At 34.5% G+C, this 24235-nt stretch carries 23 protein-coding genes; 9 read left to right on the plus strand and 14 right to left on the minus strand.

The genetic code is table 11. From position 1 onward, the window contains the following. Positions 1-124, plus strand: a 124-nt coding sequence (locus ACFO3O_RS18925; protein ID WP_379978612.1) for a T9SS type B sorting domain-containing protein, incomplete at its 5' end; no start/stop codon positions are given. 82 nt (positions 125-206) lie between these two features. Here ACFO3O_RS18925 and ACFO3O_RS18930 read toward each other — a convergent pair. From ACFO3O_RS18930 to ACFO3O_RS18950, 5 genes are all read right to left on the minus strand, one after another. After that, a complete protein-coding gene (locus ACFO3O_RS18930) occupies positions 207-1385 on the minus strand; it encodes a class I SAM-dependent methyltransferase (RefSeq protein ID WP_379981759.1) in 1179 nt (392 codons plus the stop codon). Further along, positions 1385-2473: an AI-2E family transporter gene (locus tag ACFO3O_RS18935; RefSeq protein ID WP_379981761.1), complete on the minus strand. Its 1089-nt coding sequence runs from the start codon at positions 2471-2473 to the stop codon at positions 1385-1387. The genes ACFO3O_RS18930 and ACFO3O_RS18935 overlap by 1 nt, the downstream gene beginning before the upstream one ends. Positions 2474-2534: 61 nt before the next feature. Next, positions 2535-3041: a TrmH family RNA methyltransferase gene (locus tag ACFO3O_RS18940; RefSeq protein WP_379981763.1), complete on the minus strand. Its 507-nt coding sequence runs from the start codon at positions 3039-3041 to the stop codon at positions 2535-2537. Continuing rightward, a complete protein-coding gene (locus ACFO3O_RS18945; RefSeq protein WP_379981765.1) occupies positions 3034-3387 on the minus strand; it encodes a hypothetical protein in 354 nt (117 codons plus the stop codon). Before ACFO3O_RS18945 ends, ACFO3O_RS18940 begins: the two co-directional genes overlap by 8 nt. Positions 3388-3390: 3 nt before the next feature. After that, positions 3391-4035 (minus strand): DUF4159 domain-containing protein, encoded by a 645-nt coding sequence (locus ACFO3O_RS18950; protein WP_379981767.1) that lies wholly within the window; start codon positions 4033-4035, stop codon positions 3391-3393. A 217-nt stretch (positions 4036-4252) separates the two neighbouring features. On the opposite strand from ACFO3O_RS18950, the gene ACFO3O_RS18955 reads away from it, so the two are divergent. Together ACFO3O_RS18955 and ACFO3O_RS18960 are read left to right on the plus strand one after the other, a co-directional pair. Further along, the gene (locus ACFO3O_RS18955; RefSeq protein WP_379981769.1) at positions 4253-4609 is read left to right on the plus strand and encodes a hypothetical protein; all 357 of its coding nucleotides are present in this window, start codon (positions 4253-4255) and stop codon (positions 4607-4609) included. 113 nt (positions 4610-4722) lie between these two features. Then, positions 4723-5445, plus strand: coding sequence for a DUF1223 domain-containing protein (locus tag ACFO3O_RS18960; protein ID WP_379981771.1), 723 nt, complete (start codon positions 4723-4725; stop codon positions 5443-5445). A 6-nt stretch (positions 5446-5451) separates the two neighbouring features. Here ACFO3O_RS18960 and ACFO3O_RS18965 read toward each other — a convergent pair whose 3' ends face one another. Next, positions 5452-5964, minus strand: coding sequence for a YceI family protein (locus ACFO3O_RS18965; RefSeq protein ID WP_379981773.1), 513 nt, complete (start codon positions 5962-5964; stop codon positions 5452-5454). A gap of 66 nt (positions 5965-6030) precedes the next feature. Between ACFO3O_RS18965 and ACFO3O_RS18970 the strand changes: the two genes are divergently transcribed. Together ACFO3O_RS18970 and ACFO3O_RS18975 are read left to right on the plus strand one after the other, a co-directional pair. Continuing rightward, positions 6031-6426 (plus strand): Dabb family protein, encoded by a 396-nt coding sequence (locus tag ACFO3O_RS18970; RefSeq protein ID WP_379981775.1) that lies wholly within the window; start codon positions 6031-6033, stop codon positions 6424-6426. Between the two features lie 5 nt (positions 6427-6431). Beyond that, on the plus strand, positions 6432-6671 hold the full coding sequence (locus tag ACFO3O_RS18975; protein ID WP_379981777.1) for a hypothetical protein: 240 nt from the start codon (positions 6432-6434) through the stop codon (positions 6669-6671). Here the strand turns inward: ACFO3O_RS18975 and ACFO3O_RS18980 are convergent. Next, positions 6661-7878, minus strand: a complete 1218-nt coding sequence (locus ACFO3O_RS18980) for a multidrug effflux MFS transporter (RefSeq protein WP_379981779.1) — start codon at positions 7876-7878, stop codon at positions 6661-6663. The two genes, ACFO3O_RS18975 and ACFO3O_RS18980, sit on opposite strands and share 11 nt — an antisense overlap. A 217-nt stretch (positions 7879-8095) precedes the next feature. Here ACFO3O_RS18980 and ACFO3O_RS18985 point away from each other — a divergent pair, with 217 nt between their 5' ends. From ACFO3O_RS18985 to ACFO3O_RS19000, 4 genes are all read left to right on the plus strand, one after another. After that, the gene (locus ACFO3O_RS18985) at positions 8096-10264 is read left to right on the plus strand and encodes a S9 family peptidase (protein WP_379981781.1); all 2169 of its coding nucleotides are present in this window, start codon (positions 8096-8098) and stop codon (positions 10262-10264) included. A 223-nt stretch (positions 10265-10487) separates the two neighbouring features. Then, positions 10488-12146, plus strand: a complete 1659-nt coding sequence (locus ACFO3O_RS18990; RefSeq protein WP_379981783.1) for a tetratricopeptide repeat protein — start codon at positions 10488-10490, stop codon at positions 12144-12146. Between the two features lie 242 nt (positions 12147-12388). Beyond that, positions 12389-13768, plus strand: a complete 1380-nt coding sequence (locus ACFO3O_RS18995) for a CotH kinase family protein (RefSeq protein ID WP_379981784.1) — start codon at positions 12389-12391, stop codon at positions 13766-13768. A gap of 1291 nt (positions 13769-15059) precedes the next feature. Beyond that, the gene (locus ACFO3O_RS19000) at positions 15060-16157 is read left to right on the plus strand and encodes a hypothetical protein (protein WP_379981786.1); all 1098 of its coding nucleotides are present in this window, start codon (positions 15060-15062) and stop codon (positions 16155-16157) included. Between the two features lie 128 nt (positions 16158-16285). On the opposite strand, the gene ACFO3O_RS19005 is transcribed toward ACFO3O_RS19000, so the two are convergent. From ACFO3O_RS19005 to ACFO3O_RS19035, 7 genes are all read right to left on the minus strand, one after another. Beyond that, on the minus strand, positions 16286-17215 hold the full coding sequence (locus ACFO3O_RS19005) for a hypothetical protein (RefSeq protein ID WP_379981788.1): 930 nt from the start codon (positions 17213-17215) through the stop codon (positions 16286-16288). A gap of 23 nt (positions 17216-17238) precedes the next feature. Continuing rightward, complete coding sequence (locus ACFO3O_RS19010) at positions 17239-19206, minus strand: ORC-CDC6 family AAA ATPase (RefSeq protein ID WP_379981790.1); 1968 nt, start codon at positions 19204-19206, stop codon at positions 17239-17241. Next, positions 19190-20068, minus strand: a complete 879-nt coding sequence (locus ACFO3O_RS19015; RefSeq protein ID WP_379981792.1) for a phosphoribosyltransferase-like protein — start codon at positions 20066-20068, stop codon at positions 19190-19192. The genes ACFO3O_RS19010 and ACFO3O_RS19015 overlap by 17 nt, the downstream gene beginning before the upstream one ends. 8 nt (positions 20069-20076) lie before the next feature. Further along, the gene (locus ACFO3O_RS19020) at positions 20077-20970 is read right to left on the minus strand and encodes a DNA-methyltransferase (RefSeq protein WP_379981794.1); all 894 of its coding nucleotides are present in this window, start codon (positions 20968-20970) and stop codon (positions 20077-20079) included. Positions 20971-21032: 62 nt separating this feature from the next. After that, positions 21033-21827, minus strand: a complete 795-nt coding sequence (locus ACFO3O_RS19025) for a thymidylate synthase (RefSeq protein WP_379981796.1) — start codon at positions 21825-21827, stop codon at positions 21033-21035. Between the two features lie 90 nt (positions 21828-21917). Then, entirely contained in the window at positions 21918-22148 is a 231-nt protein-coding gene (locus ACFO3O_RS19030) for a hypothetical protein (RefSeq protein ID WP_379981798.1), read from the minus strand. 472 nt (positions 22149-22620) lie between these two features. Continuing rightward, on the minus strand, positions 22621-24162 hold the full coding sequence (locus tag ACFO3O_RS19035) for an amidohydrolase family protein (protein ID WP_379981800.1): 1542 nt from the start codon (positions 24160-24162) through the stop codon (positions 22621-22623). Positions 24163-24235: the final 73 nt, after the last annotated feature.

Raw genomic sequence — 24235 nt, forward strand, 5'->3', positions numbered from 1 at the left:
GGATGGTACCTTTAATGGCCAACCGATGATCTCTGATGATTATTGGTTTAGAGTGAACTATACAGAACCCGATGGACTGGGAACTCAACGAGAGTTTGTGGGACACTTTACCCTGAAAAGGTAAAACAACCTATACACAGACATAGTAGAAACAGAAAACGTCCAGCAATTGCTGGACGTTTTTTGTGGAAAAGAGTTCTCATTCGCTATGCTTTATGACACACCAATACTACTTTTTTTTCATTGAGTAATGTGGTAAAGAAAAGATAGACGTCACCACCTTCTTTAATGCGAAGTTTTTTTCTAATGTGAATAACCGTTTCTTTAAAATTACGCGTGGTGATATGCGCTTTGTCAATGGCGAGTGCTTTTTTAAGTTGTTTATTATAAGGAAGTATGCGCTCTATCCTAAAAGATCTTCCTGGGAAATTGATAGGCTCATTGCTTGTGTATAATTGTGTGTGGGTATGTAACTTGTCTATTTGAAAGTGGTTACTTATCCAATTAAAGCCTCCTGATTTTAGTAATGCTACATTCGGCTCATAGAGGTAGGTTTTCGGAAAATCGTATGTAGCTACCGCAGTATGTATTTCCTTATATGTCAAGGAAACAGTATCTGTAGCATCTCCCGTACAATTTACCGCATATATTTTTGGATCTAAACACTTCGTTTGTTCTATGCGCCAAAGCAGTTCTTTTACTTCATTTTTTACGGCCACAATATGAATTTCTGCGACCTGTTTTAGCTCTTTTAAACCTGCCGTGATATCTAGCAAAGGTGCTGTTTTAATCCACAGCGTAGTGCATTTAGATAGCAGTAGGTCTATGTGATCAGGAACATTTGGCAGACAGTCTTTAAGCATGAAAACCTTTCCTTTGGCATCGGTACGCCTTCCAGGGTCTACATACATCACATCAAACGTTTCGGCGGTCGTAGTCAGAAAATCAATAGCATTTGCGGTAATACATGTTACATTGGAAGCATGTAATGTGGCTAAGTTCGCTTTCGCGAAAGCGGACACCTCCTCATGCATCTCCACATGGGTTACCTGTGTCATGACTTTTGAAAAATAATAACTATCAACGCCCAAACCTCCTGTAATATCAATGAGGGTGTTGCCTTTTACTAATTGAGATTTGTAACGGGCTGTAATTTCTGACGATGTCTGTTCTAAATTTACTTTTGGAGGGAATAAAATACCTTTAGTTCGATACCAAAGCGGTAATTTAGCTTTGATACGGCGCTTACCTTCTAATTGCTGGGCTAGTTCCTGTACTGTAATATCTTGAAAGGGGCTCCCTTTTAGTATAAAAGTAGCTAGAGGAGTCGCGGTATGTGATTCCAAATAGTCCTGAACATCAGGTTGTAACAATGCTTGATTCATTAAATGTCTTTGGTGAGTTTTTGAACAATTTTAATGTCCGGAATAAACTCCTTTGCGGTTACTTTAAGCGCTGTATACACTGGAATAGCAACGACCATCCCTACGACACCAAATAAAAGCCCTGCGATAATGATGATTAGAAAGATTTCTAATGGATGTGATTTAACGCTATTACTGAATATAAAAGGCTGACTAATAAAATTATCGATGAGTTGTGCGATGAAATAACACACCATGACCTTGATGGTTGTTGGTAGAATAACATCTTGAAAATCGGAACCTAGGTTGCTAGACATGGATAATACCATCATAATGATACCTGCGATGATAGGACCAACGTAAGGTATCAAATTAAGTAGTGCACATAAAAAGGCGATAACAATGGCATTTTCAATCCCAAACACAAATAATGTGATCGTGTAGATGACAAAAAGGATAGAGATTTGAAGCAAAAGCCCTAAAAAGTAACGTGATAAGAGGTCTTTAATCTTATTAAAAGATTGCGTGGCACGATGTTCGTTTTTATCTTTTACAAACGTCATAATTCCCTGATGGAGTAGGGCACTATCTTTTAGGAAAAAGAAGGTAATAAAAATCACCGAAAATAAGCCGACACTAATCGATCCCAAAGCACTTAAAACACCATTTAATAGATTAGGAATAGCCCCAAAGCTAAAAGTAGAACCCAAGTCCATGTTTTCCAAGGTCTTGAAAAGGTCAATGCCTTTGTCTGAAAAATAGGTATTTACTTGGTAAAACAATGTGGTTAATTCGTCTTGTAAACTATCGAGATTGAGGAGTGATAAACTTTTTCCTTGCTCAGCGATTAATGGAATAAACATGGCCATAATTCCAAACAATACTCCAAAAATGATCAACATGGTCACTGCAACCGCAAGGCTATTTTTGAATTTTAGGCGTCTTCGTAAAAAACGAATGATAGGTCGACCAATGAGTGAGATAACAGCTGCTATTGTGATGTAAACCAACACACTACTAATAGCGTATAAAAAGTAAAGCAGTAGTAGAATTCCAGCTAATATTCCAATAGCTCTTAAGATTCCGTAGGTGATGGTGTTTGAATTCATTGGTATAAATATAGCTATTTGATCGATGCCATAAAGGTTTGACGTTTGCTTCTTTGATTTGTTACGATGCTCTTAAGGCATATAATGCAATGGCCGTAGCTTGTGCAACATTCATACTACTATTGGCACCATACATAGGAATATGAAGGGTGTGATGGACTGTATCTAAAACAGCATCGGAAACGCCATGGTTTTCATCACCAATAATTAACACCATATTTTTCAAGTCTTTATTTTTAAAATCCTGAATCGGTGTACTCTTTGTAGTAATTTCAAGCGCAACACTCGTAAATGATTCGGCATGCAGTTGATCAAGGGTTTTCAGAATGCTTTCACTTTCGTGAAAACGAACCAAGGATTGTGTATTTCGGGCGGTTCTCTTGAGTCGGTTGCTGGTGATGTCTACCGATGTACCACAAAAAATAATTTCTGATACTTGAAACGCATCGGCGAGTCTAAATATAGCACCGATATTTGCGGGTCCTTTCACATGATCGCATAAAAGTACGATTTGGTGATCTACGTTTTTATGTTGGTGATGATCGTGGGTGAGTTGGTTATTATCCATCTGCAACCATTACTTTATTGAAATTACTAGCTTTTTTATCTTGTTCTCGCCAGACTATAAATGGAACACTAAATATGACTGAATTTGTCACAACAATGATAATTAATGGTACAAAAAGGAAGATAATTGCGGTAAATAGAATACCAAATATACCTCCTAAAACCAAAATCCATTTGTTAGCTTTGGCATGCACTCTGTTAATACGGCGTTTTACAATGGTTCCACATTTTGTACAACGCTCATTTATAAAGTTACCGCGTTCTTTTTGAAGTTCGAAACGATTGGTAGCTTTGGTTTGAAAACTATTTTCTTTTTGACAGGAACTACAGTAGTAATAGAGTTTCATGGGCTAATTTTCAAAGGCATATTTTACAATATTAGCCCCCATTTGCAATGCTTTTTGCCGTACAGACGCTGGATCATTATGGACTTCGGCATCTTCCCAGCCGTCCCCAAGATCGCTCTCAGTGGTAAATAAAATAACTAAACGATTTTCTGAGTATACACCAAGCGCCTGCGGACGTTTACCATCGTGCTCATGGATTTTAGGAAGCCCTTGCGGAAATTTAAAAGCAGTAGTAAAAATAGGATGGGAGGCAGGTAATTCTACCAATTCCTGATTAGGAAATATCTTTTTGATTTCTTTAGGAAGATATTCTGACATTCCGTAATTATCGTCAATGTGCAAAAAACCTCCACTTTGTAAATAATTGCGTAAATTTTCAACTTCTTCATCTGTAAAAAAAACATTACCATGTCCCGTCATATGAATTAAAGGATATTGAAACAGATCGATACTTCCAGGATCAACGGTATCTGGGGTATCATTCATTGCTGTATTGATATTTTCGTTACAAAAGGCAATAAGATTGGGTAGGGACGTGGGGTTAGAATACCAATCCCCCCCCCCTTTATATTTTAAAACAGCCAAATTTTGCGCTTCTGTTACCGCAAACGATGCACACATCAATATTCCTAAAAGGATTCTTTTCATAAACTTAATTATCCCACTAAAATACTTATAAAACTGCTCGATGCAAAATCCTATTCTATTCTTAACGAAAAGATATGACTTTCATATACACGAACATATTTTGAGCGATGAATAGAGCGAAATATCTAAGTATGTAATTTGATAAAACACATACAATTGTACACATCTGTAATAATTTACTATATTTACCACACCCAAATACTAAAATACCTACATTATGAAAAAAATTATGTTATTGGTCATAGGCTGTCTAGCTTATGTATCTATGCAGGCACAAAGTGTTACTACAGAAGCACAAATTAAGAAAGCTGTTGATGCAAGAATGCAAAAAATGACCTCTGAAGTAAAATTTTCTGATGCCCAAAAAGCCTACCTCGTGGACTATTTTATCTACTTAGAAAAAGAAAAGGCAGGTACTTTTACAGAAGAGTTAAAAGCAAGTGCGTTAGAAGATGTCAATATGGACACATTTTTTACAGATGAGCAACGTAAAGTAATTCAAAAGAATGCATCACAAATAGCAAAAAATTTAAAAACTTCAACGACCCTCATGGGTAGCGATAGCAAGTTTTAGAAATAAGTTAACTCATAGTATATATTAAAACCTGACGTATTTGTCAGGTTTTTTTGTCCACATTCGTAAGGCATTTGGGATGAGATAGACTTATCCTCATAAACACTGGTATTATGTCAACTTCATACAAATGTATACTACTGCTTACCTTTTTTGTACAAACCGTCGCAAACGCTCAAAACACTCCTGTTGTCATCGAACTATTTACCTCTCAAGGATGTAGTAGTTATCCTCCTGCAGATGAACTCCTTGAAAAGATTAAAGATGACTATGGTGATGATGTCATCACACTTTCCTATCATGTGGACTATTGGGATTATATTGGTTGGAAAGACCCTTTTGCTTCCAAACAGTTTACTCAAAAACAATACACCTATGTAGAAAAATTCAAATCGCGTAGTGTATATACCCCACAAGCCGTCATCAATGGACGATCGCATTACACAGGTTCTGATAAAGCTGCGATTTATCGCGTACTGAATAGCTCTCCAAAAACCACAGTTCCTGTTCATTTGGCCATTACAAATACTCAAAAAGAAGATAATACAGTCACTATTGGCTATAAATTTTTAGAAAGCAACGCTGGCAACGAACTCACCTTTGTTATTGCGATAGATGAGAAAATTACAGAGGTAAAAAGAGGCGAAAACCGAAATAAAACCTTAAAAAACACGCATATCGTCGTGGCAGAACAAACCATGCGCTCCCAAGAACCTACTGGGCAAGTGGTATTAAAACTCCCAATGTGGATTCAAGATAACGATCAGCTTTCTGTGGTTGCTTATGTTACAAAACCGAATGTGGGCATTATAGATGCAGTAACTAATAGGCTCTAAATAAGATCAATAAGTGTACGGAAGCAAGATTTTTATATTCACCTTATTACGCTCCCGTTCGTCATATATTTTGATATCATAATCGTGGGTATTGATGGAAGTAACACCCATTAAAGTAGTTTCACTTTTTGAAAAATCCCATTCTACATTTTGTGTAATTCCTTTAATTGTTAGTTGTCCGCTTACGCGAAAACCACTAGCGGTAGTCTCTATGTTATTGCTTTTAAAAGAAAGTTTTGGATGTGCTTTGGCAGAAAAATATTTCTCACTTCGTAAATGCCTACTTCGAAACCAATTATCAGTATCTAAGGTCTCTGTAACAACAGAACCACTTATGGTGGAAGTTTCTAAAGAACCCAAATCAATACTTCCCGTAAATGTAAAACCACTGATTTCGCCATCAACTTCTTTATCTACAAATGTAAAATTGATGCTGGCTTGGTCATCCTTAATGGTTATTTTTTGTGCTATTACAAAAGGTGAATAGAGTGCTAGGAAGGTGATAAGAACTAATTTCATAGAGATGTATTATCGTTGAAGATATAAAAATACTACATTAGAGGAGTTTAATTCTAAATATACGAAATGAAACCTCTCTATATCTCATTTTTCTTCCTACTTATGATTAGTAGCTGCAAGGATTCAACCAATACAGGAGTCCCTTTACCTGGGGATTATGCACATACGGTGTATTTCTGGCTTCATCATCCAGATAATCCAGAGGATAGAAAAGCATTTGAAGCATCGCTCAGTGCTTTTATAGATCAATCGCCATATATCACTACCAAACACATTGGTGTCCCAGCAAAAACGAACAGAGCCATTATTGACACAACGTATACCTATAGTTTATTACTTACGTTTAAAGACAAAGCTACTCAAGATCAATATCAAGAGGAACCTGCTCATAAACAATTTATTGCGGAGTCTTCCCACTTATGGTCCAAAGTGTTGATTTACGATAGTGAAAACATACGCTAATTGTCATGGAAAAGAAGCAACTTAAAAAACAGTGGTGGTTGTATGGAAGTGTAGGCGCACTCTTTTTGGGAAGTGGACTTTCTTTGATATCAGAAGCGAGCCACTGGAAACATCAAGCGGTCATCTGGTGTCAATGGGTTGGTTTTGGAATGTTAGGATTAGCGCTTACTGTAAGCGGCGTCGTGTTTTTAATCAAAGCTGGAGTTTTAAAGGAACGTATGCGGATGTTGTCTTCTAAGAAATAAGTACCTCTTTCTTGTTCTTGTTCTTGTTCATGCTATATAACCATCCAATCACCGCTATGGAGATGATTCCAGCGATAGAAAACCCTACAAATAGTGGGAGAGAGGATGTTTTTACAAAACTCCCGATATAAATACTAATCGGTACTGCCATCATGGTAGAAATAAATCCTGTAATGGCTGCGGCCATTCCTGCAATATGTCCTAAAGGTTCCATTGCTAATGCTCGGATGTTTCCAAATAGAAATCCAATGGAAATAAATTGTGCGCAAAAGAAGCCTATTAAAACACCCACTGGCGGATTGATTCCTGATGAAAATAAGATCGTATACAACAAGGCGATAAAAAAGAAGGCAAAAATGGCAATGTTTACCAGTCGTTTCATTCCGAAACGAAGCACTAGTGTGCCATTCAAATAAATAGCCGTCCCTATCGATAAAGCAGTGGCTGAAAAAATATAAGGAAATTCTTCTTTCAGTCCGTATTGGAGTTCGAAGATTTGCTGGGAGGCACTTAAATACACTAAGAAAGATCCCACAATACACCCTGAAATGATGGTATATCCCATAGTTGATTTTTGGGTAATAACTTCTTTAAATCCGTGAATAAACGACGCCCCAGAAAAAGATACTCGATTTGCTATGGTAAGGGTTTCTGGTTGTCTTCGCCAAAACCAAACCCCGACAATAATGCTAAAAATCACCTGAACATAAAAAATACCTTGCCATTCATATAAGTTCATAATAAATTTTCCTAATGCAGGGGCAATCACAGGGACTAGGATAAAAACCACCGTAATAAAGGACATGATACGTGCCATATAATCACCACTGTACATATCGCGTATAATGGCAATACTAATGGTTCTTGGAGCTGCTAGACCAATTCCTTGTAACACACGTCCTACGAGCATTACTTCCAAACTTTGAGCATATACACACATAAAGCTTGCGATAATAAACAATCCAAACCCCATATATACAATCGGTTTCCGACCGATGCTATCGGAATAGGGACCAAAAAGAAGTGGCCCAATCCCCAAGCCTAGAAAAATAGCAACGACTAGTAATTGATTGTCGACACTATCTTTAATCCCAATCACAACACCAATGGTCTCTAATGCAGGGAGCAACGCATCTAGCGCTAACGCTGCAATCGACATCAACGACGCCATCAGGGTGATAAATTCAAATTGGGATCTCTTTTTCACCCTGCAAAAATACTTGTTTACAAATGGAATATCCCTATATTTTACCCAAATGTGGTGTAGTTGTGTACACTTTCAAGGAGTATAATGATGCAGAAGTTCATACTGAGCGTAGTCGAAGTACGAAAGCGTATAAGAGAAATAAATAAAAAGTGATCGTATACGTATTGAAATCTAATGAAATACACTTATTTTTAGAATTATTAAATACATACTTGACATGATAAAAATTCGAATCGTACTCTTATGCATGGTGATGCTATCCATAGGGTGTAAAACAGAGCCTACACAAAGTACTTCAAAAAAAGTAATAGATGCGCCAGTAGCAAAGAAAATTGAAACCGTCCTTAAGGAACATGATACCACGCGTATCGATCCATATTTTTGGATGCGTTTGTCTGATGATCAAAAAAATGCTGCTACTCCAGATGCACAAACTCAGGATGTGTTAGACTATCTTAATGAGGAAAATGCCTATAAAGAAACGGTATTGAAGCATACAGAAGGATTGCAAGAAAAGCTTTTTGACGAAATTGTAGGACGTATCAAGAAAGATGACAGTTCGGTTCCCTATACGAAAAATGGATATTCCTACTATGATACATACATCGAGGGGAATGATTACCCAATCTATTATCGGAAAAAAGAGGGAGAGAACACCCAAGAAGAAGTACTACTTAATGGTCCAGAAATGGCAAAAGGTCTCGCGTATTTTGGAATGGGGAGCCAACAAGTTAGCCCTGATAATAACTTGCTAGCCTTTGGAATAGATACAGTGTCGAGACGTCAATATACTATTCATTTTAAGGATTTGCGCACAGGTAAAATGCTTCCAGATGTATTAAGCAATACAACCGGATCTGGCGCATGGGCAAACGATAATAAAACTGTTTTTTATACCCAAAAAGATCCGATAACGCTTCGATCTAACAAAATTTATAAACATGTATTAGGAACGCCTCAGTCAGAAGATGAAATGGTCTATGAAGAGACAGACGAAACATTTTATTGTGCAGTGTACACCTCTAAATCTGGCGATTATATAATGATTGGTAGTTTCCAAACGCTATCCACCGAATATAGATATCTATCGGCAGATACGCCCAATGGTGCTTGGAAGGTTATTCAACCAAGAGAAAAAGACTTAGAATATTATGTAGAGCACTTTGAAGACCAGTTCTATATGAGAACCAATCATGAAGCGCCTAATTTTAAATTAGTCAAAACACCCATTATAGCAACAGGCAAAGAAAATTGGAAAGATATTATTCCCCACCGCACGGATGTATTGTTACAGGGTTTTGTGGTGTTTGAAAATCATTTAGCCCTACATGAGCGTGTCAATGGCTTGTTAGCCCTTCGTGTGATGAAAAAAAATGGGGAAGATGATCATTATATTAAATTCAATGATCCTGCGTATGTGGTACGACCAACGACTAATGTAAGTTTTGACACCAACTTGCTCCGTTACAGTTATTCTTCATTAACGACTCCGGATAGTACCATTGACTATAATATGGATACAAAAGCACAAGAGGTGCTTAAAGAAGGAGTGGTTTTAGATCCAAATTTTTCAAAAGATAATTATACCTCTGAGCGCTTGTTTGCTACCGCCGATGATGGTACTCAAATACCCGTATCTATTGTCTATAAGAAAGGATTAACTCTCAATAAGAACACCCCTTTACTCTTATATTCTTATGGATCTTACGGGAGTAGTACAGAACCTTATTTTTCCAGTAATAGGTTAAGTCTGTTAGACCGAGGATTTGTGTATGCGATGGCGCACATCCGCGGAGGACAAGAAATGGGGAATCACTGGTATGAAGATGGAAAGCTATTGAATAAGCGAAATACCTTTACAGATTTTATCAATGTAGGAGAATTTCTCGTAGAAAAAAACTATACGAGTCCGTCGCATTTATACGCGATGGGAGGAAGCGCCGGCGGATTATTGATGGGAGGAGTTATTAATATGAAACCAGCATTGTGGAATGGTGTGGTTGCCGCTGTACCTTTTGTAGATGTGATCTCTACGATGTGGGATGAAACCATCCCGTTGACTACGTTTGAATTTGATGAATGGGGAAATCCAAAGGACAAAGAGTATTATGACTATATGATGTCCTATTCTCCGTACGATAATGTAGCGGCTAAAGACTACCCAAACCTTTTAGTGACTACAGGCTATTGGGATAGTCAAGTGCAGTACTGGGAACCCGCCAAGTGGGTTGCAAAATTACGTGATTATAAAACAGATGACAACATACTCGTACTAGACTGTGATATGGAAACTGGGCACGGAGGCGCTTCTGGACGTTTTGAGCGATATAAGAGAACAGCTCTGTATTACAGCTTTATGTTAGATCTCGAAGGTATTACCGAATAATCATAGTTTTCAAAACGGAACAAAAGGCTGCTTGATGAATTTCAAGCAGCCTTTTGTATGAAATGGAAATCTTTTAGTCATGTGGTATACGCTTTCGCGAAAGCGTATAAAGAATGAAAACAATTCAAAAAGCAATTACGACAATTCAAGATATTGTTATGAGATACCCCGTAACAAAATGGGTTATTTGTACACTAGTAATAACAATCAATCAAAAAACATTATGAAATCAATCATCATTAAATGCATCATTTTACCCATCCTTTTTCTGATCAGTATCGGAAATCTCCAAAGTCAAGAAGCACTCACCAGCGAACAATGGATAGCCGATTTAGACGAACTCCAAAAACAAGTTCACGAGAATTATTCATTTTTGTTTAAAAAAATAGATCAAACCACTTGGGATGCTGAAGTAGCCAAATTACGTGCCCAAATCCCTAGTTTAGCCCCTCACGAGGTCAAAATAGGTCTTACACGCATGGTGTCTCTCTTTGAATATGGACATACGCAGGTTCCTTTTAGTAGTATTGCGAAAGAGGGTGTTTTACCTGTGAATTTATATGATTTTAAAGATGGTATTTATATTGAAGGCGTTCAAAAAGGAAATGAAAACGTATTAGGTGCTAAGCTTTTAAAAATAGGAGGGATGTCCGTCGAAAATGCGTTAGCGGCGATACGTCCAGTGGTTCCTGTGGAAAATGACAGCTATTTCAAAGCCTACGGACTCCGATTTTTAACCGTACCCGCCGTTTTACATGCACAAAAAGTGATCCCAGCATTGTCTAAAGATGTCACCGTCACTGTAGAAAAAGGAGGGAAGGTATTTGAACACACCTTCACTGCGGTGCCTTTAAAAGCACTCTCTAGAGATTATGGATTTACGATTCCTAATGAAACCTGGGTGAGTGTGCGACAGCAGGATACAACTCCCTTATATTTAAAAGAGTTGAATGAGAAATTCTATTTTTTTGAATATGTAGAGGACTCAAAAACGTTGTATGTACGGCAAAGTTCGGTGTTTAATGATGACTCTGAAACGTTAGCCGATTTTTACAAACGCCTGTTTGCCTTTATAGATAGTAACGACATTGAGAAACTAGTGTACGACGTACGCTTGAATGGAGGTGGGAATAATTATAATAATAAAGCGCTGATTAAAGGATTGATGGCGCGTCCTCATATTAATAAAAGAGGCTCATTCTTTTTCATCATAGGGCGTAACACCTTTTCAGCGTGTCAAAATCTAACCAATGAAATTGAGAATTATACCGAAGCGATTCTGGTAGGGGAACCTACGGCAGAGAATAAAAACTTTTATGGAGATGCAAGGCGTGTGACCTTACCCAATTCAAAGATGAATGCCTATTTATCCTATGCGTGGTGGCAGGATATGCCACAATGGGAAAATAAGGATTGGACCATACCCAATATCGCTGTCAGAATGAGTTTTGAAGACTATGTAACCAATCAAGACCCCGTGTTAGCGGCTGCGATGAACTATACAGATACAGGCTTTATTTTGGATCCTTTAGAGCACTTAACGCAATTGTTTACAGAAGGAAAGATGGAGCAATTTGCAGCAGATGCCTTACAAATTGCCAAAGACCCTTCGTATGAATATTCAGATTTTGAAAAAGAATTTGGAGAAGCCGCGTATCGTGTATTCTCACAAGGCGCTACCGATGCGGGTTTATTTATGATGCAACTCCTTACCCAAGCCTATCCAGATTCGGCGAGTGTTTGGTATCAATTGGCGAGTGCTCAGGAACAATTACAACAAAAGGAGGAAGCTATTACAAATTATAAAAAAGTGATTGCATTAGATCCCAATGGAACCCTAGCGAATACCGTACAAAAAAGGCTTTCGAAATTGGCTGAGTAAGCTGTCTTTATATGCGTTTCATCCTAGAAAGTGCTACTGAGTCAGTTTTGTGCTGAAACCTGCTTAGTAGCAACTTCTTTAGTATTAGATTTCGCACTTCGACTACGCACTTCGACAAGCTCAGTGTGACACTCAGTGTGACCCTCAGTGCGACACTCAGTATAAACTTCATCGTCGTTACACTCTTTGAAAGCATAATTATCCTTACTTTTAAAGGGATTATAAAATCTAAACTACCCTGTATGCGAACGCAACTGTATAGTATCGTATTACTCCCATTTTTGCTGGTACTAGGCTGTAACAATGATCCTGAAGTTGTTGTTACAGAAATGCCTGTCATCTCTTTTGAAGAGATTGCTGCAGCGGACAGGTTGCCTCAATTTCAAATCCATACCGCAGGCGCGAGCATTGTGGATGAGCCTAAAATAGATGCCGAATTGGTCATTATTGAAGCAGGGGTAGAGACGCATAGAGGAAATATCGGCATTGAGATTCGTGGGTCCTCCTCACAACAATTTCCAAAAAAATCGTATGGATTTGAAACTAGAGATGACGCCAATGAAGATGTAGATGTTTCGTTGCTAGGGTTTCCTGAAGAAGAAGATTGGATTCTGTATGCGCCGTATAGCGATAAATCTTTGGTGCGAAATCATTTGATCTATGAACTTTCCAATGACATGGGACGCTATGCGAGTCGGTCAAAACTAGTAGATGTGTATATCAATGAGATTTATAAAGGGACGTATGTGTTTATGGAAAAACTCAAAAGAGATTCTAACCGTATCGATATCAATAAATTAAATGAGGACGAAAATACGGGAGAGGATCTCACAGGCGGCTATATTATCAAATTAGATAAAGCCGATGGCCCGATTGAAGATTTGTATACCGATATCAATTCGTTTCCTTCAAAAGTAGCTCCATCGAATTCAGTAGTAGGGCAGCAGATTCATTTTTTGCATGACGATCCCGATCAAGAGGATATAACGCCAGAGCAAAAAGCGTATATCGCTGGATATATGAATGACTTTGAAGCGGCATTGGCATCAGACACCTTTACCGATCCAGACACCGGCTATCGTGCGTATATAGATACGGCGAGTTTTATAGATTTCTTTTTACTTTCGGAGCTTTCTAACAATGTAGACGGCTATCGGCTGAGTACGTGGATCACCAAGGATAAAAATGAAAAGCTCCACATGGGACCGATTTGGGACTTTAATTTAGCCTTTGGCAATGCCAATTATTGCGGAGGCGACGCGACCAATGTGTGGGCATATCGTTTTAATGAGCGCTGTGCTAGTGATTCGTTTCAGATTCCGTTTTGGTGGCAACGATTATTGGAAGACCCAGGCTTTGTCACCGAACTACAAACGCGATGGACTGCGTTGCGAGCGAGCACATTTTCGGAAGCGCAGCTACACGAAAAAATCAATGGGTATGTCGCCCAACTGGAAAGCAGTGGGTCTGCAGAAGCCAATTTTGCTAGATGGCCAGTGATTGGGCAGTATGTATGGCCAAATTCGTTTATAGGTACCACGTATGGGGCTGAAATCACGTATTTGCGGGAATGGATCAGTAATCGTTTGGAATGGTTGGATACGGAGATTTGGAATTTGTAGATACGTACTTCATGAGTTGTTGAGATTGTTTTATGACAGGATGAAACTATTTAGACGCTCCTGCCTACTGGCAGACAGGTTCGCGAAAACAGTTTTGACAAGCATTTAATCTGCATAAATGATGGATCGTTTTGTGATAATAACATTTTATAAAACTCATACTAATGATAGTTTTTGAGTTTTCGTTTTCAGAATACATTGTTGGGAATGGATAGATACGTATGGTGAATGCGGAAACCTAAATTCAGAATTTATAGTAGTAAAAAATGTATTATTCCGCTTTCGCGAAAAGAAAACTGGCATGAAGAAACTTACTCGAACATTTAGAGTAGAATCATAAAAAGGTGATGTCTTTAGGTATGCGTACGAAAAGAGGTGTGGATTTCCAAATATTCTATTTGACATAATATAAATTATAGTACAAATGCAATCATTTGATAGTTATAATGATATTATGTAAAATATCCCAGAAACATCGTATTCCATTACAATAATAAGAACTTGGGCATTAAACAATTCTAAGCGGTTTGCTTCGCAGAGTTTTTGCATATGTATTATAATTAGTCGTTATGTAAAATATCCGCTGCCTATGCGCTCGATTGTTTTTTATAATCAAATTGCTCTGGCAATTTATTCTAAACACAATTTCCAACCGCATGCCAGCGCGATTTAAAAGCTAGACTTTTGCTTCGTTACAAAAATCGCGTATTCGACAAAATGTACGTAATAAAAAATTTTACGAGATTCTCGTGGCATTCCGTAAGAACTTAAATTTTAAGAAAAATAAAATTCTAAGCACTTACTTTATTCTAATTACTATTCATCTTTTTTTAATTGTAACTATTTACATTATGTAAAATAGAAATTAATGCTTTGAACATTTTAAGGTTTCTTTAATATCTTTTGTCTTGAAACAAAAGAAACAAAAATTCAAGACTGCATATAATTTTGGAAACAATTACGGTGCGTTTCGCTATATTTTAGGAAACATTATAACTCATCAAGATTGCTTTGAAGTTATTGTATCATTAGAACTCTCTTAAGAAGCTTTATTACTAAACCCCTAAAATATGTACGCTCCACTCACCTATTGTTTTACCAAAATAATATGAGGTCATTTTGCCAGCGCATCACCCAAATAGAGATTCTATTTAAAAAATAATGCTTATAATAATGTTTTGATTCAAACATACAAGTCGCACTAAAACTCTTCTAGCTGGTTTTTTTTGCAGAATTTTGGTTTAAACAATTTAGTGAGTATATTATCTATGTATATAAATTAGACTTGTAAATGAAAGACCCAATACTTCAAGGAAACGAAATTTTTAATGATATTCTCAGTCAACATCCCCAACATATTGTAAACTTAACTGACGCTAAAAATCTTCTTTGTGAAATTATTAAAGAATCAAATAAAAGCGTTTTAGTCGATTTTATAAGTTGTGGAGGTTGGGATCATCTAACAGGTGTTGAAATAGACATAGAGCATAACTTACTCTATCTTATAGATGAAAATTATAAAAGTGAGGATAATACTTCGCTTAATGTAAAAACGGGATGTGTAATTAAATTTAAAGAGTTAATTCATTTTTACAATTCTAGAACTTCGGCTATTTTCTTAAGAGGATATACATTTAAAAAGAAGGAAATTGAAAAACATTTTAGTAGAAATTCAAAATTTAATTTCAATAATGAATTTAATGATAATTTTTCAAAAGCATTTAAATCAATAAAAACTGACATAGTAGAAGAATTGGTAGTTTATAATACACCTATTTACTCTATTTCAATCTTACCCTTTGACACATATTATAACGCTTATTCAATGTCGCAAAATCTTATTTTTGAAATGAATTTTTTAGTCTGTAATACGTTTTTGAAAGAAACAAAAACGAAATTACTAGATGCCGAAAAAAATGATGAAGATACTATATGCGAAAAAATAAATACAGGTCGAAGGCATTTTGAATTCGCTCTCAAAATAGAATGTTGTTTAATTGCAGCAAAGGTGCCAGTTTGGAATTATGAGGGTGTCAAAGAACTAAAATTTCCTAATGAGTATTGTAATTTAACGTTTGGGGACTTAGTTAAATTAATTAAACCATATGTTAATGAAAATTTAGGATCAATTCATAATAAAATTGTTAGAGATAGTAATCTTCTATCTCATGATTCAGGATATCCAATAGTCCATAGTTATGCAGTAGAGACTATTTCTTTAATGATTGATTATGTTTCTCAGATTGAAAAAATAATATATCAAAGGAATAAATTAATTGCCCGTTACACGTCAAATTTTAAAGATAAAAAAGAGGAAAATCACTCAGAAATTGTAAGACTATCAAAGTTTTTAAATAAAAATGATATTCTTCCTAAAAATATATTGTAGTCTCATATTAAATTATTCATTTCAGATAATTGGCTTCACAATTTCTTAAAACCAAGAATTACTAAATCCCTAAAATATGTGCACTCCACTCACCTATTGTTTTACCAAAATTCTATGAGGTCTTCATATTAGAAACGATATAGCCAAGTAGTAGAACAATTTCCATTAGATTCTGTATTAAAATTTTCTGGAAAGGGATAAATTATTCTAATTTCAGGGTATTTTAATGCAAACATACAAGCTCCAAGTGCCATTGGCTTAGTACCTAAAGGTGCTATTACTATTGACTTATGCTCGTTATTCACTTTCATTAATGATAATTTATTATACATTTTAAAAGGATCATTGGCATTAGCATAAATTATTGATTCAGTATTAGCAATTAAACGACTATTATTTAAAATACTTATGTCTTTAAACTTTTGTAAATAACTAGGAAGTCCATTAATAACCATTAAATTTGAAGGTGCTACATCCTCATATATTTCTGACGAAATATTTCCTTCAAAACCTAATAGTATAGTTAGGATTCTGTCTTCACTTCCTAATGTTGAGCCTAAATATCCATGTATTGACTGTATATCTAAAGAGCCTTTTAAATATTCATATTCATCATACAAATTCTGATTGAATTTATAATATTCTGGCTCGGAATAAAATATATTTAATAAATCACTTTCAATTTTTCCTTTTAATAATTTTATTAGCACAAAAAAATGAGGCTTAATAAACGCAGTAATATCTAGAAAGAAGTTGGTATTGCTATCTCTTGCAACAATCATAGGTTCTAGTAACCTTATTATATCTAGAGAGTTTGTAAGTTTATCAATTTTAATGGTTTCTTCATTATCTGCTATTCTTGGATAATCATCATAATCAATTCTACCTTTTTCATTCAGTTTTTCAAACCTTTCTTTAAAATCAAAAAATATAATTTTTTTTACCTTGATAGATTTATTTTCAAGCATTCTTAAAACTTCATATGCTCTTCTATCCGATCCTTTACATACAATGAAGTAATCTATAGTCTCGTCAAATTCATCAATTATATCCTTCAAACGATATATTTTACTAACTTTCATCATTCCTCTTCATTAAAATTTAACTTAAATTGTTTTTTACTAATATTTTCAATTTTTTTCATTCGTTCGATAGAACCTACTGGAATAATAAAATCGTTTTCAAGAAATAAATCAGACATTTGTTCAGGTGATATTTGCATATTATATCCACCTCTAGTTCTATATGAAATAGAAAATAGAGGGCAAAATATTTTATTTAAAGTATATATTTGGTTAAGTGGACTACCAGGAGTAACTCTTTGTAGATTTTCCTTTTCGATTATTATTGACCATTTCAAACATTCCATAAAAGCAGATCTACTAGCAGGTGTTAGTCTATCCAAATCGACACTAAATTGATTTGTTTCTGGGTATCTAGCTTTAGGGTCTGTTTGCCAATTTTTGAAAGTGTTACCAATATTTAATATGAATCGTCTAATTTGCGAACCAAATTTTGATATTTTGCCAGCTTCTTTTAATTCATTCTTAGCATTTGAATATGCTGCTTCTGATTGTATTGATTCAGAGATAGGAAGATCAGTAATAAATAGCTTGCCTTTTGTAAAATAAGCCTCTTGAAATGTTTCTGCACAAAGATTAATAAAGAATCTTGGGTTATTATTAGATATGTAAGAAAATGTATTAAAGCTATAAAAACTCTTTTTAGTTTTCAGGGCAGAAAGAATTAAAAGGGTTAATGTATATCTATATTTATCAGCATAATCAAGTTTGTATTTTTTTTTGAGTGGAGATTCTCCATCACGCAAATACGAATTCATCGCATCATTAATTTGAGCAGAGGTGATTTCTTCGGAACGATTATACCAAATAATATTCAACATCTCCATCAATAAATTATCTGAGTTCTGGAGTAAAATTAAATCCTTATCAGAAATTTTCCTTCTTAAATATTGTTTTAAAATTTTTTTGCTTTTATTTTTTACTGAAAGATTAGCAATCTCGTTATTTAGATTTTCATCTCTCATCAAATAATTTTGAATTTGGAGAAAATCTTCCGTTAGATTAGGATTAACGTGTTTTATACGTTTTCTACACATGTCATTAAGAAATTCTTTATATTTCTTATTTCTATGATCCATATTATACCTATCAAAGTTTAATAAAGTATAATCATTTCCTTCTTTTATAAAATCTTCAGTATTTACAGTATCATAAGTTTTAAAACCAGCAGGTCTCATACTTATTCTAAAAGAGAGATTTTCATCTGCAAATTTTATGTAAGTGTTTACTACCCTTTGCTGTTCAATAGAAAAATTTTCATATTCATCTATTGTAATGAAAAATATATGGCTTGAAAACTCTTTAATATTGTTTTTAAATATTAGTGGTATGGATTTAATTAATTGATTGGATGAATATAATATACTATTTAACTTTAACTCTTTATTGAAAGGTAAATTTGTCCTGTAGGAATCTAGTTCAGTTATTTTAGTATTAATAAATTTCTGTAGTTTAGGAATTGTATCTAAATCTTCATGAACATTGAAAATTTGTGCTATCTCAAAAAGTATTTTACTAATAATTTCGCTTTCTGTGAAGCTTTCTATTGATTTTAGAAAATCAATATATCTAACAGCTACACTTAATTCGAAAAAGTGAATAAAAAGACTATTCCATTGCTGTTTTTCGAGTAAAACTCCATCAAACTCTTTTAATGTTGAGCCCTCAATTCTCAAATATATACTTGTTCCTCCAAAATTAGAACTCTCAGATAAAATATTTACATGTTCTTGTTCTAATAATCTTTCAATTAGCACTTTGTATGACCAATATCTTAAATACATGGTTTTACCAGAACCTCTTCCTCCTACCATAATAATAGGATCTGGGCTCTTTAAAAAAACTTCATTTATTATACCTGATGCTTCTAAATAAGGTAAAGGATCACACCATAAAGAAGAAATATCACTGATAGACATCTTCGCAGCATTATAATTAATAAAAGGATTTTCAAATGTAGATGTCATAATCTTCTATTTTATAGTTGTCCGTATATTTTTTGTCAAATCGTTTAAATATTGGTTTCCAACCATTAATTTCTGACCAAAATATTGGTAATGTATTATCAGGTGTATTATAAAAGAATCCTAATAAATTACTTGCATTACCAAATCCTAAAGGCATATCTGGTTTTGCTTTCAACCCATAGTGATTACAAAAATTTAACACATCAAGTTTAAGAGGTTCGTCACCTCTAAAAAGGAATGATTTTCTTGAAAATATATTATCATTTTCTCTAAGAAATATAGCAGATGTAAGTTCAATATCATTGTCTTTACAAGCTTTTTTGGCTCTTTCTGTAGCAATAAGTGTTAATAAACGAAACTTTAAATTAACGCCATGCTTTTTTGCCTCTTTTGTGTATTTAACAAGTTGACTTCCAGTTAAGCTAACATCATCTACAAATATTATTTCTTCAGCATTTGTAGCAATAATTTCTTTTACTGTATCAAAATATTTTTTTGAAAGCCTATTTTGCTGTCTAAAGTAATATAAAATTAATCCACTAGATTCGCTAGGACTACCAAGTAAAGAGAATTTTACTTTGGATAAATAATCTGTAAAATCTTTACCTTCTGAAATTATTTTCTTTCTAAAATTATTAAAAACTTCATTAGCAAGATGAGATACTTCTTTATCAGAATAATAACAAAAGTTAAGTAAAAGCCATAAAGCAATATGTCTTTCTTTATCAACATCAAAGACTTCTCCTGTAAAATTAGAAAGCCATTGTTCAATTACAGGTATTGTAATTTCTTTATCTTTCCAAACAGTTTGTTGAGTTATTTTTAATAATCTCATTATATCTTTAACATCAGGTATATCCATAAACGAAATTATTTTTTAATTTTTGAAAATCGTCCTTTAGAACCTTCGATATAATCTTCATTAATTTCAACTGAAAGCCAGTTTCTATTTAGAGATTCTGCAGCTTCTCCTGTAGTATTACTTCCACCAAATGGATCTAAAACTAAATCATTTTCTTCCGTAAGAAATTTGATGAAAAATTCAGGCAAATCTAAAGGCATTCTTGCTGGATGAGGAATAATTCCATTTTCTTTACAATATGTAAGATATGGAGATCTAGATACAGTATTTGCAGCAACAATAACGTTAGAAGGTATTGCTCCATTATTATTAGTTAAAAAAGATTTTTCACCAATATTATGTTCAGATGGTCTCCTTCCTGAATTATATGATTTATTCTTAAGTAGTCTCTTCATTTTTTTACTGTATTCCTCTAGAATATTTCTATTATTTGCTTTTGGATATTCAGTCTTACTCATCCACCAAATGTGCGTAAAAGAATCTTTAACTCTAATTCTTTTTTTTGTTACCCATTCAGTTGGACTAGGTAATTTTGCTGTATTATGCCAGACAAATTGTTGACATAGACGATAATCTGCTGCTTCTAGAAAACTTATCAATGCTTTAAGTGCTAACGTTGACATAATTGGGTTTCCAGATTCCCAAGAATTTCCCATTTCTATTACAATAGATCCATCATCCGAAAGGTAATCCTTCAACTTTATTGCTAAATTTGATAACCAGTCAATGTATTCTTGTCCCTGTAAATTGCCATATTTTTTCTTTCTGTTAAGAGGGAATGGTGGTGAAAAAAAAATTAAATTAATTTCACCTTTATATTTTTCGAATTTTTTTGAAGACAATACCTTTTCAAGGTCACCATTATAAAATATTCCTTTTTCTGTTTTATATGATATCTTCATTTAGTAATACATAGTTATTATTGTTTTAAAACTTATGGTCAAACCATTTTAATCCCTTTTCATTATACAGCTATAGGAGCTTTTATTGAAGGATGTGGATCATATCCTTCTAAAGAAAAATCTTCAAACGTAAAATTGAAGATTGAATCAACTTCGTTATTCATATCCATTGTTGGATATTTCCTTGGTTCTCTACTTAACTGCAATTCAACTTGTTCAAAGTGATTTTGATAAATATGTACATCACCAAATGTATGTATAAAATCCCCATATTCTAAATCACAAACTTGAGCAACCATCATTGTTAATAAAGCAAAAGATGCAATATTAAAAGGAACTCCTAGTAATAAATCCGCACTTCTCTGATATAATTGACATGATAATTTTCCTTCTACAACATAAAATTGAAAAAGAGTATGACAAGGTGGTAAGGCCATTTTATCTATATCTGCGACATTCCATGCACTAACAATAATCCTTCTAGAATCTGGATTGTTTTTAATTGTATCTATTATGTTAGAAATTTGATCAATATGTCTACCATCTGGAGCAGGCCATGAACGCCATTGGTAGCCATAAATACTACCTAATTCTCCATTTTCATCAGCCCATTCATTCCAAATTCTCACTCCATTATCTGTGAGGTACTTTATGTTTGTATCTCCTTTTAAAAACCATAATAATTCATGTATAATGGATTTTAAATGCACTTTTTTTGTTGTTACAAGTGGAAAACCTTCGTTTAAATCAAAACGCATTTGATAGCCAAAAATACTTCTTGTGCCTACTCCTGTTCTATCTGATTTATCAATTCCAGTAGTGTATACGTGTTTTAATAAAGTTTCGTATTGATTCAATTTCTTTAAAATTTACAGAGGACAGTAAACTTATAGATTATTTATGAAAATACAGCAACGTTATTATCATTAATTTTAGAATAATTCTTACTAATTCAGAGGTTCTATTTTGCCTATTGAAACGGTAATGTTATCAGCTTCAATATTAGCATTTGCTCCTGCATAAGCTCTAAAAAAATGTCTTGCAGTTGTGTTTTTAATTAAATCACTAACATAATTATTGTCAACAGCATCATCTTCTTGTTCCCAAGTTATACAAGAATATTGAGTTGCTTCAATTTCTGGGTATGCTGCTTCGAAAATTGCGATAAATTTTTTCATAGTTTATAGTTTTCATAAAGATAATAATTTAAAGTAATAAGCCATTCCACACATATTACGCTTCCCTCCTACGTCGTCGCATAAAAAGTGTTCCATTAACATCGTAGAAGAAGCTTTTGGAATAAATTTTTTTAAGAAACTTAAGAAGAACCTTTCGCTTTTAACCAAAGCTCAGGTTACATAACGCAGAACATTATAGTACATTTTGTTGCTATTAGCGCAATAGCGCTTTTGGCGTTATTACACGTATTGTAGATATAAGGTCGTAGAATTATATCGATAGTAATTATGTCTCGCTCATTGTGGGTTGACTACTTAGATCATCCTTGTAGTTCTTATTCCACCCACATCATCTCGTAGCTATAGAAATTCCTCTAGTGGAGGAATTTCTATAGCTCGTGTAAAATATCCCAAGCTGTCATTTTTCTTTACAATATTCAGTAGGTCATTACTTGAGAAACCATTCCGTTAATTAATCTAAAAATTCATCAATATTCACTTCTCGACTCCTATTATTGGCTTCTTTAACTTTTTGAAGCATACTATCTAAAGTCGTTCTATTTACATATTTCCCATTGGCTATTACAGCATCTATAGTTCTAGTATTACTAATATTATCTAATGGGTTTTTATCTATTATTACTAAATCTGCATCGTAGCCCGCTTTAATTTTACCACTATTAATTCCCATCCATTCTGCGGTCGTTTGTGTTGTAGAACGTAGCACTTGTGCATTGCTCATGCCAACTTTGGACAGCGATTCTAACTCATCGTGTAATGAAAAGCCTGGTACAACACCATTGGCGCCATTGGCATCTGTTCCTGCAGTAATAGTTACATCATATTGTATTAACGCACGTGTTATCTCATGAAGTGCTTCTGTTCGTGTATCCCAAAAGATAGCACTTTGTCGTTTGCTTTCGGGGTCGTTATTGTTTGGATTATTATAGCTATTGCCTGTACCTGGTAACCAACCTCCAGAGAATTTAGTACCTTCTACCCAGCCTGGGTTTTGATATTCGAGTTCAATGGTTTTTAAAAATTCTGCGAGTTCAAAATCTTGATCGTCTATATGTTCATAGATCCAAAGCGTTGAACTTACTGTAATATTATGTTGTTTTAGCTTAATGGCTATGCTATCGGCCTTTGTCCTAAAATAAGTTAAAAATTTGTCGGCATTGGTATGATCTACCCCTCCATATTCATTCATTTCTGATTGTGTAATCGACCCTATGTGTGACAATTGGGATTGACCAGAAGCATATAAATCTTCCATATATATGTAGATTGGTAAATGGCCGATTACTGGCACATTTTCTTTTTTAGCTTCATCTATAAGCGCCAAATACATTTCTTTTTCATAGAGATGCGAACTTAATTTTATGGCCTTATATCCTTTTTTCTTATAGTTCCTAACAGCTTCCCGTATTTCTTTTTCTGAAGTGAAATTTTGATGTCTTCTCTCAAACCAACTTCTAAAAGTGGCCTTCAACCCCTTTTGACTACTCACTTTAGGCGAGGCAATGTAAATTCTAGGACCTAAAAAAGTACCGTCTTCAATGTCTTTCGCATATTTGAAATGTTCTTTCATGCCTGTCATTTCTCCAACATGAGTTATTCCATTAGCTAAATACAAGAGCAAATCGTTTTTACTCTTTTTAAGATGCACATGAGAATCTATTAAACCGGGAATTAAATATTTGCCATGACCATCTATGATCTCGTAGTCATTTGGAATGGCAATAGAGTCACCAAGGGCTTCAATTTTAGTATTCTTTATGAGTACGGTATGGTTAGGTAACATGGTACGGCCATCTTCCGATAAAATAGCAATATCCGTAATGGCTAGTTTTCCATAGGTAAATGAAAATGGTGAAGTGTCAACAACTTCTACATGCCCCCCTAGGGTTTTATCAACTTCTGAAAGCATGATATAAGACACTATTATTCCGCCTATAATAGCAAGAGTTAGTAATGCAATGAGTGATTTTTTGATTAATGATTTTAGTAACATAATTTTAATTTGATTAAGCTGCAAATCAATTAAAATTATATCTTCTGAAGGTCTTACTGCTTCTAAAGAGACA

Origin of the sequence: Dokdonia ponticola (assembly GCF_042653865.1) — a bacterium.
Lineage (GTDB): Bacteria > Bacteroidota > Bacteroidia > Flavobacteriales > Flavobacteriaceae > Dokdonia > Dokdonia ponticola.